This window comes from Fructilactobacillus cliffordii (assembly GCF_024029355.1).
Taxonomy (GTDB): domain Bacteria; phylum Bacillota; class Bacilli; order Lactobacillales; family Lactobacillaceae; genus Fructilactobacillus; species Fructilactobacillus cliffordii.
The window spans coordinates 1228637-1242540 of sequence record NZ_CP097117.1; the positions used below are offsets into that span (position 1 = coordinate 1228637).

The 13904-nt window shown below is 47.8% G+C and carries 6 protein-coding genes and 8 tRNA genes; 13 read left to right on the forward strand and 1 reads right to left on the reverse strand.

The window, feature by feature from the left end:
- Positions 1-80: 80 nt before the first annotated feature.
- On the forward strand, positions 81-1247 hold the full coding sequence (locus tag M3M38_RS06020) for an aminotransferase class I/II-fold pyridoxal phosphate-dependent enzyme (RefSeq protein ID WP_252813926.1): 1167 nt from the start codon (positions 81-83) through the stop codon (positions 1245-1247).
- A gap of 58 nt (positions 1248-1305) precedes the next feature.
- Here the strand turns inward: M3M38_RS06020 and M3M38_RS06025 are convergent, their stop codons facing one another.
- On the reverse strand, positions 1306-2262 hold the full coding sequence (locus tag M3M38_RS06025; RefSeq protein ID WP_252813927.1) for an L-lactate dehydrogenase: 957 nt from the start codon (positions 2260-2262) through the stop codon (positions 1306-1308).
- Positions 2263-2509: 247 nt separating this feature from the next.
- On the opposite strand from M3M38_RS06025, the gene M3M38_RS06030 reads away from it, so the two are divergent.
- The 12 genes from M3M38_RS06030 (at position 2510) to rpoC (ending at position 13856) form a co-directional block, all read left to right on the forward strand.
- Positions 2510-2582: transfer RNA gene (locus M3M38_RS06030), tRNA-Val, on the forward strand.
- A gap of 6 nt (positions 2583-2588) precedes the next feature.
- Positions 2589-2661 (forward strand) — tRNA-Lys (locus tag M3M38_RS06035).
- A 25-nt stretch (positions 2662-2686) separates the two neighbouring features.
- Positions 2687-2769: transfer RNA gene (locus tag M3M38_RS06040), tRNA-Leu, on the forward strand.
- A 12-nt stretch (positions 2770-2781) separates the two neighbouring features.
- Positions 2782-2855: transfer RNA gene (locus tag M3M38_RS06045), tRNA-Thr, on the forward strand.
- Positions 2856-2859: 4 nt separating this feature from the next.
- A tRNA-Gly gene (locus tag M3M38_RS06050) sits at positions 2860-2931 on the forward strand.
- A gap of 15 nt (positions 2932-2946) precedes the next feature.
- A tRNA-Leu gene (locus M3M38_RS06055) sits at positions 2947-3032 on the forward strand.
- Positions 3033-3037: 5 nt separating this feature from the next.
- Positions 3038-3111: transfer RNA gene (locus M3M38_RS06060), tRNA-Arg, on the forward strand.
- 6 nt (positions 3112-3117) lie between these two features.
- A tRNA-Pro gene (locus M3M38_RS06065) sits at positions 3118-3191 on the forward strand.
- A gap of 144 nt (positions 3192-3335) precedes the next feature.
- Positions 3336-3809 (forward strand): CtsR family transcriptional regulator, encoded by a 474-nt coding sequence (locus M3M38_RS06070; protein WP_252767443.1) that lies wholly within the window; start codon positions 3336-3338, stop codon positions 3807-3809.
- Positions 3810-3828: 19 nt separating this feature from the next.
- Positions 3829-6294 (forward strand): ATP-dependent Clp protease ATP-binding subunit, encoded by a 2466-nt coding sequence (locus M3M38_RS06075; protein WP_252813928.1) that lies wholly within the window; start codon positions 3829-3831, stop codon positions 6292-6294.
- Positions 6295-6587: 293 nt separating this feature from the next.
- Positions 6588-10187, forward strand: coding sequence for a DNA-directed RNA polymerase subunit beta (gene rpoB / locus M3M38_RS06080; RefSeq protein ID WP_252814879.1), 3600 nt, complete (start codon positions 6588-6590; stop codon positions 10185-10187).
- Between the two features lie 24 nt (positions 10188-10211).
- Complete coding sequence (gene rpoC / locus M3M38_RS06085; RefSeq protein ID WP_252766872.1) at positions 10212-13856, forward strand: DNA-directed RNA polymerase subunit beta'; 3645 nt, start codon at positions 10212-10214, stop codon at positions 13854-13856.
- The last annotated feature ends 48 nt before the right edge of the window (positions 13857-13904 follow it).

Here is a 13904-nt window from a genome sequence, read left to right on the forward strand (position 1 = left end):
ATTTCATCGGGTTAGGAATAGTGTAGAATAATTAGAAGTGAGATGGAAGTTTAATTCAAGCAAATGGGAGTAATGGAAGAATGGTAAATTTAATTGATGCAGTGCAACCAAACGTCATTAAAACCCAGTTATCGGATATTTATGGGTTTAGTGAACAATTGGCGCAGATTCCGGACCTCGTGTCGTTAACCATCGGGGAACCGGACTTTCCAACCCCGGAACACGTCAAAAAAGCGGGAATGGCAGCTATTGCAGCTGACGAAAGTCACTATACCGCCACTTGGGGCCGGATTGGGACTAGGACAGCAGCTGCCAACTACCTAAAACAACGCTACGACGTTGACTATGACCCGGCAACGCAGGTCGTCATCACGAACGGGGTTACAGAAGCGATGTATGCCACGCTGGCGACCTTCGTGGGGAAGGGCGACGAGGTCTTACTACCGACACCTGCTTTTCCAGTGTATGATTCGCTGGTGGAACTCAACGGAGGGAAGCTGGTGGAAATTGATACCCAACCCGATGAGTTTCTGTTAACGCCGGAGCGGTTGCGGGCTACGTTACAGGAACATCCGCACGCTAAGGTGTTGATTGTGAACTTTCCGTCTAACCCAACTGGACGCAGTTATTCGGCAGACCAAATTCAGGCACTAGCAAAGGTAATTTCCCAAACAAACTTGGTGGTGGTTAGTGACGAAATTTACAGTGAATTAACCTATACCGGGCGACACGTTTCGCTCGCCAAGTATTTACCGGACCAAACCATTTTGTTTAACGGGTTGTCCAAATCCCACGCGATGACTGGTTGGCGGATTGGGGTGGCCGCTGGGCCGGCCCCGGTCATGACCGAAATTGCAAAGGTTCGCGAATTAATGTCTACTTCAGTGATGACGGCAGCCCAGGTGGCCGCCGAAGAAGCTTTTGGCAACGGAATGGATGATGCCGCTCCGATGCGTGCGGAATACGAACGCCGACGGGACTACGTGTACAACGAATTTACGCGCTTGGGCTTTGCCTGTGAGAAACCGCAAGGGGCTTTTTATCTCTTTGCTAAGATTCCGGAACGGTTTCATTTGAACAGTGCGGCCTTTTGTCAGGACGTGGCAAAGACGGTGAAAGTCGGCATGATTCCTGGTTCAAGTTTTGGCGCCGGGGGCGAAGGCTACGTGCGAATTAGCTATGCCACCAGCATGAGTAACTTAGAAGAAGCTATTCGGCGACTGCAAGTTTATTCTGATGAACATTAACGAATGACATAAAAAAGAAGCGTTTCGCAGTTGCGAAGCGCTTCTTTTAGTAACTAGTTTAAGCTAAACCAGTTTCTTTCATTCCTTTTTCGGCAATTTCTTTTAAAGTCTTAGCGGAAGCAGCCATTTTAGCTTGTTCTTCTTCACTAAGTTGAACTTCAAGAACATCGGCAATTCCGTGCGCGTTAACCACGGCTGGTGAACCAATGTAAATGTCGTTCAAGCCGTATTGACCGTCCATTGGAGCACCAACGGGGAGAACAGCATTTTCGTTCCGGAGAATGGCACGAGAAATCCGCATTAGGGAAGTTCCGACTCCGTAGAAAGTAGCACCCTTCTTGTTGATGATTTGGTAAGCTTTGTTCCGAGTATCATCCTCTAATTCTAAGAGGGTGTCTTTGGAAACACCACGATCAGCAGCGTATTTTACTAACGGAACGTTACCAACGGAAGCTTCGTCGATGTCAGCAAATTCGGAGTCACCGTGTTCACCTAAAATGTAAGCATCAACACTAGCGGGGTCAATGTCAAACTTTTTGGCAACTGCCACCCGGAACCGGCTGGTATCTAAAGAAGTACCGGAACCAAAAACCTTTTCCTTTGGAAAACCAGAAATCTTTTGGGTAGCGTAAGTCAAGATGTCAACTGGGTTAGCGGCTACTAAGAAGATGCCGTCGAAACCGGAGTTAACCACTGGTTTAACGATGGAAGATAAAATCTTTAAGTTCTTGTTAACCAAGTCGAGACGAGTTTCACCCGGTTTTTGGGGAGCACCGGCTGTGATAACCACCAGGTCAGCATCCTTACAATCTGGGTAGTCACCGGAGTAAATGTTTTTGGCAGCCGTAAATGGAATGGCATCTTCCAAGTCCATTGCGTCTCCTTCGGTCCGGTCCTTGTTAATATCAACAATGACAAATTCTTCAGCTAATGCTTGTTGTACCATGGCAAAGGCGTATGATGAACCCACGGCTCCGTCTCCAACCAAAACAACTTTTTGGTGTTTCTTAGTCATAACTGTCATCCTTTCAGTGGTAATAATATTAAGATACAGCTAAATTATAACATTGAAAGTGTTACTTTTCACATACAATTGCAACCGTTTTCGTAAGTACAGCTGGTAAATTTTAATTAGTAAGGAAGAAATGTTTCCAGTAAAATTTGGTCTGAAAAAAGTTCGTGAAAAGTATTGACGGTTTTTCAATCTGATGCTATGATTTAATAGTTGTCAAAACGATGTAACTGTTTTGCTTCTCATTTATGGAAGATTAGCTCAGTTGGGAGAGCGTCTGCCTTACAAGCAGAGGGTCACAGGTTCGAGCCCTGTATCTTCCATTACATGAGCCGTTAGCTCAGCCGGTAGAGCATCTGACTTTTAATCAGAGGGTCGGCAGTTCGAACCTGCCACGGCTCATTTGTAAATGTAAAAATAATAACATGCGGACGTGGCGGAATTGGCAGACGCGCTAGATTTAGGTTCTAGTGTCTTAGCGACGTGGGGGTTCGAGTCCCTTCGTCCGCATCCATTATTTTTGCCGACTTAGCTCAGTTGGCTAGAGCGCGTCACTAGTAATGATGAGGTCGGAGGTTCGAGTCCTCTAGTCGGCATTATGCGGAAGTAGTTCAGTGGTAGAACGCCACCTTGCCATGGTGGAGGTCGCGGGTTCGAATCCCGTCTTCCGCTTTTTTCTATGTTTATGCCGGGGTGGCGGAATTGGCAGACGCACAGGACTTAAAATCCTGCGGTCAGTAATGACCGTACCGGTTCGATCCCGGTCCTCGGCATTTATGCACCTATAGCGCAATTGGATAGAGTGTCTGACTACGAATCAGAAGGTTGCAGGTTCGACTCCTGCTAGGTGCATTTGTTCGGGAAGTAGCTCAGCTTGGTAGAGCACCTGGTTTGGGACCAGGGGGTCGCAGGTTCGAATCCTGTCTTCCCGATTAACTTATTTAAATTAAAAGTATTGGCTAAAGTTAGCCAATACTTTTTTGTATAGTTAATGGTTTGAAAAGGTCCTTTGCTTGTTATTTGCTGTGGATATTATATAATTAAAGTCAACATTAGTCAGAGACGAGATGAACGATATGACACATCACAGCATGTCAGATACAATCGAAGAATATTTAAAGCAATTGTTACTTAGTGCGGATACGGCAGAAGTGGAAATCAGACGTTCAGATATTGCCGACCACTTTGACGTTGTTCCCTCTCAGATTAATTACGTGATTAAAACGCGGTTTACGCTGCGAGACGGCTACGTTGTGCAGAGTAAGCGGGGTGGCGGTGGTTACATTCGGATTGAACAGATTGATCTAGCGAGTGACACGGACGTGTTTGACCAGTTAGTGGCTTCCATTGGAACCCGAATTACCCAAAAAGACGAAGAAGATATTTTGACCACCCTTTATAACAACGGGTTACTTTCAACCCGCGAAGTTAACATGATCTCTTCCATCTTAACTCATGAAGCAATTGCAATTACTGATGCTGAAACAGAAGAAAAAGTGCGAGCAAACGTGCTAACGGCGCTGTTAAGCCGATTACGGTACGAATGCTAACCGAAAGGAGATTTACTTTATGGCAGATTCATTGACTCCGAGTGCCAAACGAGTATTAAACATCGCGCAGGATCAAGCTCGTAGCTTTAAGCATCAAGCAGTGGGGACCGAACACCTCCTGCTGGCGCTGACGCTAGAAAAAACCGGAATTGCCTACGAAACCTTAACGCAGTTGTCCATCACGGATCAAGATGTATTTGAAGAAATTGAACAACGGCTTGGCTACGGTAATCTGGATGCAGAGGATACTACGTACTTAAGTTACTCACCGAAAATGCGTGAAATCATTGCCTTGGCCGCTCGGATTGCCCAACAATACGGCAGCCTAAAGGTCGGACCTGAACACCTGCTGTTGGCTTTAACGACTGACGAAAAGGGAGTTGCTGCCCGAATCATGGCTGGCTTAGGTACCACTCCAGAAGAAGTTCGCAAGATTACGATTCGTAAGATGGGAGTGCCAGATCAGGGCGTGGGCGCTGCGCGTGAACAACAAACTGATGAAAGCCAAACCCCTACGTTGGATTCGTTGGCAAAGGATCTCACTAAGACAGCTCGCGATGGTCAACTGGATCCGATTATCGGTCGGAACCGGGAAATCAGACGGGCCATTCAGGTCTTGAGTCGGCGAACGAAAAATAACCCCGTTTTAATTGGAGAACCAGGGGTCGGAAAGACCGCGATTGCGGAAGGCCTGGCTCAAAAAATTGTTCAAAAGAAGGTTCCGGAGGACATGTTGAACAAGCGGATTATGATGCTGGACATGGGATCCTTAGTGGCTGGAACCAAGTACCGGGGTGAATTTGAAAACCGCTTGAAGAAAGTGATTAACGAAATTCAAACCAGCGGGAACGTAATCCTGTTTGTGGACGAACTGCACACCTTGATTGGGGCTGGTGGAGCTGAAGGAGCGATTGATGCTTCGAATATCTTAAAACCAGCGTTAGCCCGGGGTGAACTCCAAATGATGGGGGCCACTACCTTAGATGAATATCAAAAACACATTGAGTCGGATGCAGCGTTAGAACGCCGCTTTGCCACGATTCAAGTCAACGAGCCATCGGTACAAGAGGCGAAAGAAATCCTGCGTGGGTTACGGCCGAAGTATGAGGAACATCACCACGTTAAAATTACGGATGGCGCAATTGATGCTGCCGTGGACCTGTCTAACCGGTACATTAGTGACCGCTTTTTGCCGGATAAAGCTATCGACCTGATGGATGAAGCAGCTGCTAAAGTTCGTATTGACGAACTGCAGGGCACGAGCCCGGTTTTGAAGAAACAACAAGAACTAGAAGAAGCTCGGCGCGATAAAGATCAAGCCATTGAAGATCAACGCTTTGACGATGCCGTTTCCATCCGGGCGCACGAGCAAGAGCTGGAACAAGAGTTAGCCAAGCTGCAAAAGAAAAGTGACCAACAACGGCAACGTGAAAATAACGAGCACCAGTACAAATTACGCGAAACTGCAGAAGATGTGGCGCGGATTGTGGCTGAGTGGACGGGGGTTCCGGTCACAAAGCTCCAGAAATCTGATACCGAACAGTTGATTAACCTTGAAACGAAACTACACAAACACGTAATTGGTCAAGACCAGGCTGTTTCGGCGGTGGCCAGAGCCGTGCGGCGGGCCCGGAGTGGTTTGAAGGATCCGAACCGGCCGATTGGGTCGTTCCTCTTCCTAGGACCAACTGGGGTCGGAAAAACGGAACTGGCCAAGCAACTGGCCGCCACGATGTTTGGCTCGGCTGATGACATGATTCGGGTTGACATGAGTGAATTCATGGAGAAATACTCGACTAGTCGTTTGGTTGGGTCTGCGCCTGGTTACGTGGGTTACGACGAAGGTGGACAACTGACTGAAAAGGTGCGGAATCACCCGTACTCAGTGGTCTTGCTTGACGAAGTAGAAAAGGCGCATCCAGACGTTTTTAACATGTTGCTACAAGTCTTAGATGATGGTTACCTGACTGATTCTAAGGGACGGAAGGTTGATTTTCGCAATACGATTATCATCATGACTTCGAACCTGGGCGCCACGGCCTTGCAACAGCAAAAGACGGTCGGGTTTGAAACTGATCAGACGCGGAATCGTGATCGGGAAATGAAAAAGGTCATTGACGAACAGGTCAAACAGTTCTTCCGGCCTGAATTCCTGAACCGGATTGACGAAACGGTTTACTTCCACTCCCTGACTAAGTCAGAACTCCACCAAATTGTGAAGTTGCTGACGCATAAGTTGGTTACCCGGGTGGAAGCCCAGGGTTACGAACTGCGCTTGACGCCAGCGGCAATTGATGCGGTAGTAGCGAAAGGTTACCAACCAGAATATGGGGCTCGGCCGTTACGGCGGGCCATCCAAACTCTGATTGAGGATCCGTTGAGTGAAGATCTCTTAGCCGGTAAATTCGAAAAGGGTGATCGAATCACGGTTGGCGCCCGGAAAAACGAAATTACCATTACTAGTAAGGCACCCAAACTAGTTTAAAAGGAAAGCCTAACGATTCTAGGATCGTTGGGCTTTTTAGTTGACGACGATTAATTAACGTTGTATACTACAGAAGTATTGACTATGAATTGAAATGTGTGGTTGCGATCTATTGTCCGCAATCACGTTTATATGAAGCCAAAAATAAGTGAGTGAACTTATTTTTGGATTTTTTTTGCTTAAATTTGGGGTAAATCCCTAATTGTAATCAAACTGTAACATTTCGGTTCGCGAGATTTATAAGGAGGGTGAACAACTTGGCAGAAGACTTGAAGGTAAACACACCACAAGCGATGGCCGGTAACGTTGTTAAGTACGGTAAACACAGAACCCGGCGTAGTTACGCCAGAATCAAGAAGGTTTTAGATTTACCAAACTTGATCGAGGTCCAAACGGATTCTTACAACTGGTTCCTAGACGAAGGACTCCGTGAGATGTTTAAAGACATCATGCCCATCGACGACTTTCAAGGAAAGTTATCGTTAGACTTCGTTGACTACCAATTATTAGAACCAAAGTACACGGTTGCAGAAGCACGGGCTCACGAAGTTAACTACTCCGCCCCTCTCCATGTAACCTTAAAATTAACTAATCACGAAACTGGTGAAATTAAGACCCAAGACGTCTTCTTCGGTGACTTACCATTGATGACAGATCAGGGAACTTTCATTATTAATGGTGCAGAACGAGTCATCGTTTCTCAATTAGTTCGTTCCCCAGGGGCTTACTACCACAAAGAATTAGATAAAAACGGTCGTGAATCATACAGCGCTACGGTCATTCCTAACCGGGGTGCTTGGATGGAATTTGCGACGGATGCCAAAAACATTTCTTACATCCGAATTGACCGGACGCGGAAATTACCAATTACGGAATTAGTGCGGGCCCTTGGGTTTGGATCTGATGACGAAATTACGGACATTTTTGGTTCCACTAGCGACACCTTGAACCTGACTTTGGAAAAAGACGTCCACAAGGATGCCAGTGATTCCCGGGTTGAAGAAGCTTTAAAGGACATTTACGAACGCTTGCGTCCGGGTGAACCAAAGACGGCAGAATCATCTCGGAACCTGCTAACGACGCGGTTCTTTGATCCAAAGCGTTACGACATGGCCCCCGTGGGTCGTTACAAGACCAACGAAAAGTTGAGCTTGAAGAACCGGTTGATGGGTGCTGCTTTAGCAGAAACGCTGGCTGATCCTGACACGGGGGAAATCATTGCCAACAAGGGCGACATCATAGAAAAGGAATTAATGAAGAAACTGGCTCCGTACTTGGAGCGGCAGGACTTTAAGGCCTACACTTTCAATCCTTCACCAGAAGCGGTGGTGACGGATCCAGTGACGGTTCAAATTATTAAGGTTTACTCCAACACGGATCCTGAAAAGGTGGTTCCGGTTGTGGGTAACGACAACATTAGCTTGGACTACAAGCACATTACTCCAGCCGATATGTTGGCTCAGGTTAACTACTTCTTTAACTTGCAAGAAGGTCTTGGCGCCGTCGATGACATCGATCACTTGAGTAACCGGCGGGTTCGTTCCGTGGGTGAATTACTCCAAAACCAATTCCGGATTGGATTATCCCGGATGGAACGAGTGGTTCGCGAACGGATGTCAATTCAAGACACCGCTACGGTTACGCCACAACAATTAATTAACATTCGTCCAGTCGTGGCTTCCGTCAAGGAATTCTTTGGTTCCTCACAACTGTCCCAGTTTATGGACCAAACTAACCCACTGGGAGAATTAACCCACAAACGGCGTTTATCAGCCTTAGGACCAGGTGGAATTACACGGGACCGGGCTGGTTACGAAGTGCGGGACGTTAACTATACCCACTACGGTCGAATTTGTCCGATTGAAACGCCCGAAGGTCCCAACATCGGGTTGATTAACTCGTTCTCTGGCTACGCGCGGGTGAACAAGTACGGCTTTATCGAATCACCATATCGTCGGGTCGATTGGACGACCCATAAGGTAACCGATAAGATTGATTACCTGACAGCCGGTGACGAAGATAAATACGTGATTGCTCAGGCCAACTCACCACTGAACCCCGATGGATCTTTCCGAGACGAACAAGTAATGGCGCGGGATAAGTCCGAATACGTGGAAGCTAATACTGTCGACGTGGACTACATGGACGTTTCACCAAAACAAGTGGTGTCTGTCGCAACTGCATGTATTCCGTTCTTGGAAAATGATGACTCGAACCGGGCCCTGATGGGATCAAACATGCAGCGGCAAGCGGTTCCTTTGTTAAATCCACACGCTCCATTAGTAGGAACAGGAATGGAATACAAGACCGCCCATGACTCTGGGGTGGCTAAGATTGCTAAGTACGCCGGAACGGTTGAATACGTTGATGCGCGTGAAATCAAGATTCGCCGTGACAACGGAACCCTCGATACGTACGAACTGACGAAGTTCATGCGGTCTAACAACGGAATGAACTATAACCAAACGCCAATCGTTAAGACTGGGGACCACGTGGATGCTGATGAAATCATCGCCGATGGTCCAGCCATGGAAAGTGGAGAACTAGCCTTGGGTCAAAACCCAACGGTGGCCTTCATGACTTGGCAAGGATACAACTTCGAAGATGCCATTGCCATTAGCGAAAAGCTGGTCAAAGAAGATGCCTACACTTCGATTCACATTGAAGAGTATGAATCAGAAACCCGGGACACGAAACTCGGACCAGAAGAAATGACCCGTGAAATTCCAAACGTCGGAGAGGACGCCTTAAAGGACCTCGATGAAAACGGGATTGTGCGGATTGGGGCCGAAGTGCATGACGGTGACATTCTGGTCGGAAAGGTTACTCCAAAGGGAATGACCGAACTGTCTTCAGAAGAACGACTCTTGCATGCTATCTTCGGGGAAAAATCACGGGAAGTTCGTGACACCTCCCTTCGGGTTCCTCATGGTGCCGACGGTGTAGTCCAAGACGTGAAGATCTTCTCTCGGGAAAACGGGGACGAACTACAACCAGGTGTGAACAAGATGGTTCGGGTTTACATCGCCCAGAAGCGGAAGTTGCAAGTCGGTGACAAGATGGCCGGTAAGCACGGAAATAAAGGAACGGTTTCCATCGTGGTTCCAGAAGAAGACATGCCATACATGCCAGATGGAACTCCAGTGGACATTCTTTTGAGCCCCATGGGTGTGCCTTCCCGGATGAACATTGGTCAGGTACTGGAAATGCACCTCGGAATGGCAGCCAAGAAACTGGGAATCCACGTTTCTTCACCTGTCTTTGATGGAGCTACCAGTGATGACGTGTGGGATGCCGTTCGCGAAGCCGGAATGGCTAAAGACGGAAAAACTATTCTGTACGATGGTCGGACCGGAGAACCATTTGATAAGCCAGTGGCCGTTGGGGTTATGGGTTATCTGAAGTTGAACCACATGTCAGAAGATAAGATTCACGCTCGTTCCATTGGACCATACTCCTTGGTTACGCAACAACCACTGGGTGGAAAAGCCCAATTCGGGGGTCAGCGATTCGGTGAAATGGAAGTTTGGGCTCTAGAAGCTTATGGAGCTGCCCACACCTTGCAAGAAATTTTAACTTACAAGTCTGATGACGTCGTTGGTCGGGTAAAGACCTACGAAGCCATCGTGAAGGGTGATCCCATTCCAAAGCCAGGCGTTCCAGAATCGTTCCGCGTGTTGGTCAAAGAACTACAAGCCCTAGGACTTGATATGAAGGTCTTAGGGGCTAACCACCAAGCCATTGACTTACGTGATATGGATGAAGATGACGAAGTGGTGAACGTGAACGCCTTAAACAAGGTTGCTCACGAGCAAGCTGAAAAACAAACTGAAGCAAAACAAGAAGCTAGTCGTGCTGTTGGTCAGGATGATAACGAGCAACAAGACCAGTAAAACCTGAACAAGGAGGGAACGCCAATGGTTGATGTGAACAAATTTAAGAGCATGCAAGTTGGGTTAGCTGCTCCCGAAACGATCCGCAGTTGGTCGTTTGGAGAAGTTAAGAAGCCAGAAACCATTAACTACCGGACGTTGAAACCGGAAAAAGACGGTTTATTCGACGAACGGATCTTTGGACCAACCAAGGACTGGAAATGTGCCTGTGGGAAGTACAAAGGAATCCGGTACAAGGGAATTGTTTGTGATCGCTGTGGTGTAGAAGTTACCCGTGCTAAGGTCCGGCGGGAACGGATGGGCCACATTGAATTAGCAGCCCCTGTTACCCACATTTGGTATTACAAGGGAATCCCGAGCCGGATGGGCTTGGTCTTAGACATGAGTCCGCGCTCACTTGAAGAAGTCATCTACTTTGCTGCTTACGTTGTAACTGATCCTGGCAACACGCCCATGGAAAAGAAGCAACTCTTAACGGAACAAGAATACCGGGATAAAAAACGGGAATACGGAACGCGCTTTGAAGCTAAAATTGGGGCCGAAGCCATCCGAACGTTGTTATCCGACGTTGATCTTGAAAAAGAAGTTGGTGAACTTAAAGAAGAATTAAAATCCGCGACCGGCCAAAAACGGACCCGGGCTATTCGGCGGTTAGACATTTTGGAAGCCTTTCTGACTTCTGGGAACCAACTAACTTGGATGGTTATGGATGCTATTCCGGTCATGCCACCTGACTTACGGCCCATGGTTCAACTAGAAGGGGGTCGGTTTGCGACCTCTGACTTAAACGACTTGTACCGGCGGGTAATCAACCGGAACAACCGATTGAAACGTCTGCTGGATTTGCATGCTCCAGGCATTATCGTGCAAAACGAAAAACGGATGCTGCAAGAAGCTGTCGATGCCTTAATCGATAACGGACGGCGTGGTCGTCCAGTTGCTGGTCCAGGAAACCGGCCGTTGAAATCTCTGTCTCATCTTTTGAAGGGGAAACAAGGTCGGTTCCGGCAGAACCTGCTCGGAAAGCGGGTCGACTACTCTGGTCGTTCCGTTATCGACGTGGGTCCATGGTTGAAGTTGAGCCAAATGGGACTGCCCGTTTCTATGGCTCTCGAACTGTTCAAGCCGTTCATCATGCATGAATTGGTAGAACGCGGTTTGGCTTCTAACGTAAAGAACGCTAAGCGCGAAATTGAACGAAAGGACGACGTGGTCTTTGATGTCTTGCCAGATGTCATTAAGGAACACCCCGTGCTGTTAAACCGGGCCCCAACCTTGCACCGGTTAGGAATTCAAGCCTTTGAACCTGTGCTGGTTAGTGGAAACTCGATGCGATTGCATCCTTTAGTTTGTGCCGCTTACAACGCCGACTTTGATGGGGACCAAATGGCCATTCACGTGCCACTGTCAGAAGAGGCACAAGCAGAATCACGACTCTTGATGGCTGCTGCGGGACACATTTTGGCTCCTAAAGATGGAAAACCAGTTGTGGCTCCATCACAAGATATGGTAATTGGGAACTACTACCTCACCATGGAAGAACCCAACCGTGAAGGGGAAGGCATGATCTTCAATGATCCTGATGAAGTGGAATTAGCTTATCGGGATGGCTTGGTACACTGGCACAGTCGGATTGGAATTCCAGCGGCTGCTTACCCAGACAAGCCGTTTACGGATGACCAACAAGATAAAATTATGGTAACTTCCGTCGGAAAGGTTCTCTTTAACCAAATCTTACCGAAGGCCTTTACCTACCTCAACGAACCAACTGATACCAACCTACATGGTTACGTTCCGGATGAATACTTCTTGGAACCAGGCGAAGACATTCACGAACACATTGCCAATGCCGAATTAGTTCGTCCTTTCAAGAAAGGCTTCTTATCTGACATCATTGCCGAAGTTTACGATCAATACAAGGTAACGGAAACTTCCGAACTCTTGGATCGCATCAAAGATCTTGGTAACGATGAATCAACGAAGTCGGGATTAACGGTCGGAATGTCTGACATCATGGACCTCCATGAAAAGCCTAAGGTTGTGGCAGCTGCCCACAAGAAGGTTGACACCATTACCAAGCAATTCCGGCGTGGTTTGATTACTGATCAAGAACGTTACGAACGAGTTGTGAACGTTTGGAACGAAGCTCGTGACGAAATCCAAGATCAATTGATGAAGAACTTCGATCCCGAAAACCCAATCTTCATGATGAGTGATTCTGGGGCCCGGGGTAATATCTCTAACTTTACGCAGTTGGCCGGAATGCGGGGCTTGATGGCTTCTCCTGATGGTAAAATCATGGAACTGCCCATCACTTCGAACTTCCGGGAAGGAATGTCCGTTTTGGAAATGTTCATTTCGACCCACGGTGCTCGGAAAGGGATGACCGATACGGCCTTGAAGACGGCCAACTCTGGTTACTTAACCCGGCGGTTAGTTGACGTGGCGCAAGACGTTATCATTCGGGAAAAGGACTGTGGAACTGATCGTGGTTTGACGGTTACCGCCATTACGGAAGGTAACGAAATGATCGAACCACTTTACGACCGAATCTTGGGCCGAAACGCCATGAAGACCGTTACGAACCCACAAACTGGTGAAGTAATTGTGGATCGAAACGAGATGATTGACGACAAGAAGGCCCAAGCTATCGTGGATGCAGGGATTGAAGCCGTTGAAATTCGTTCGGCCTTCACTTGCAACACGCCCCACGGGGTTTGTGAACGTTGTTATGGTCAAAACTTGGCTACTGGTGACGAAGTGGAAGTTGGAGAAGCAGTCGGAACGGTTGCTGCTCAATCCATCGGGGAACCCGGAACGCAGTTAACGTTACGGACTTTCCATACCGGTGGGGTTGCAAGTAACACCGATATCACCCAGGGACTTCCCCGGGTGCAAGAAATCTTTGAAGCACGGAATCCAAAAGGTAAGTCAACCATCAGTGAAGTTACTGGGGTCGTTGAATTAATTGAAGAGGATCCGGCTGAAGGGGTTAAGGAAATCACCATCCAAGGAAAAGCCGATACCAGAAAGTACAAGGTTCCATTGACAGCTCGGATGCGGGTTGCTGAAGGTGACACGGTTCGCCGTGGGGAAGCCTTGAACGAAGGTTCGATTGATCCAAAGGAATTGCTGAAGATCAGAGATACTCTGTCTACGGAAACCTACCTGTTAACGGCGGTGCAAGAAGTTTACCGGCGTCAAGGGGTGGAAGTGAACGATAAGCATGCCGAAATCATGGTTCGGCAGATGTTGCGGAAAGTTCGGGTCATGGATCCGGGTGATACGGACATCTTGCCAGGAACTTTGATTGACATTGATGATTTCAAGGAACAGAACCGGGATGCAGTTATGACTGGCAAGGTTCCAGCCACGGCTCGTCCGGTGCTCCTCGGGATTACGAAGGCTGCCCTAGAAACGAACAGTTTCTTGTCAGCTGCTTCCTTCCAAGAAACGACGCGGGTTCTGACCGACGCTGCTATTCGTGGTAAGGTTGATCCGTTGATTGGATTGAAAGAAAATGTAATTATCGGGAAGTTGTTACCAGCTGGAACGGGTGTTCATGAATATGAAGACATCGAACCAGAAGAACTGGGGCAAACTGCTGATCAAGGAGTGACTGCTCCTTCTGACCAGACGACCAGTGTTGATGGCGACGACGCTGAATAATTAACCAAACGAAAAGGACGATTACAAAAGTAATCGTCCTTTTTTGTG

Bases quoted from the DNA above. Each gene is read 5' to 3' on its own strand.
- M3M38_RS06020 (WP_252813926.1), top strand. From the start codon at position 81: ATGGTAAATTTAATTGATGCAGTGCAACCAAACGTCATTAAAACCCAG.
- M3M38_RS06025 (WP_252813927.1), bottom strand. From the start codon at position 2,262: ATGACTAAGAAACACCAAAAAGTTGTTTTGGTTGGAGACGGAGCCGTG.
- M3M38_RS06070 (WP_252767443.1), top strand. From the start codon at position 3,336: ATGACACATCACAGCATGTCAGATACAATCGAAGAATATTTAAAGCAA.
- M3M38_RS06075 (WP_252813928.1), top strand. From the start codon at position 3,829: ATGGCAGATTCATTGACTCCGAGTGCCAAACGAGTATTAAACATCGCG.
- rpoB (WP_252814879.1), top strand. From the start codon at position 6,588: ATGGCCGGTAACGTTGTTAAGTACGGTAAACACAGAACCCGGCGTAGT.
- rpoC (WP_252766872.1), top strand. From the start codon at position 10,212: ATGGTTGATGTGAACAAATTTAAGAGCATGCAAGTTGGGTTAGCTGCT.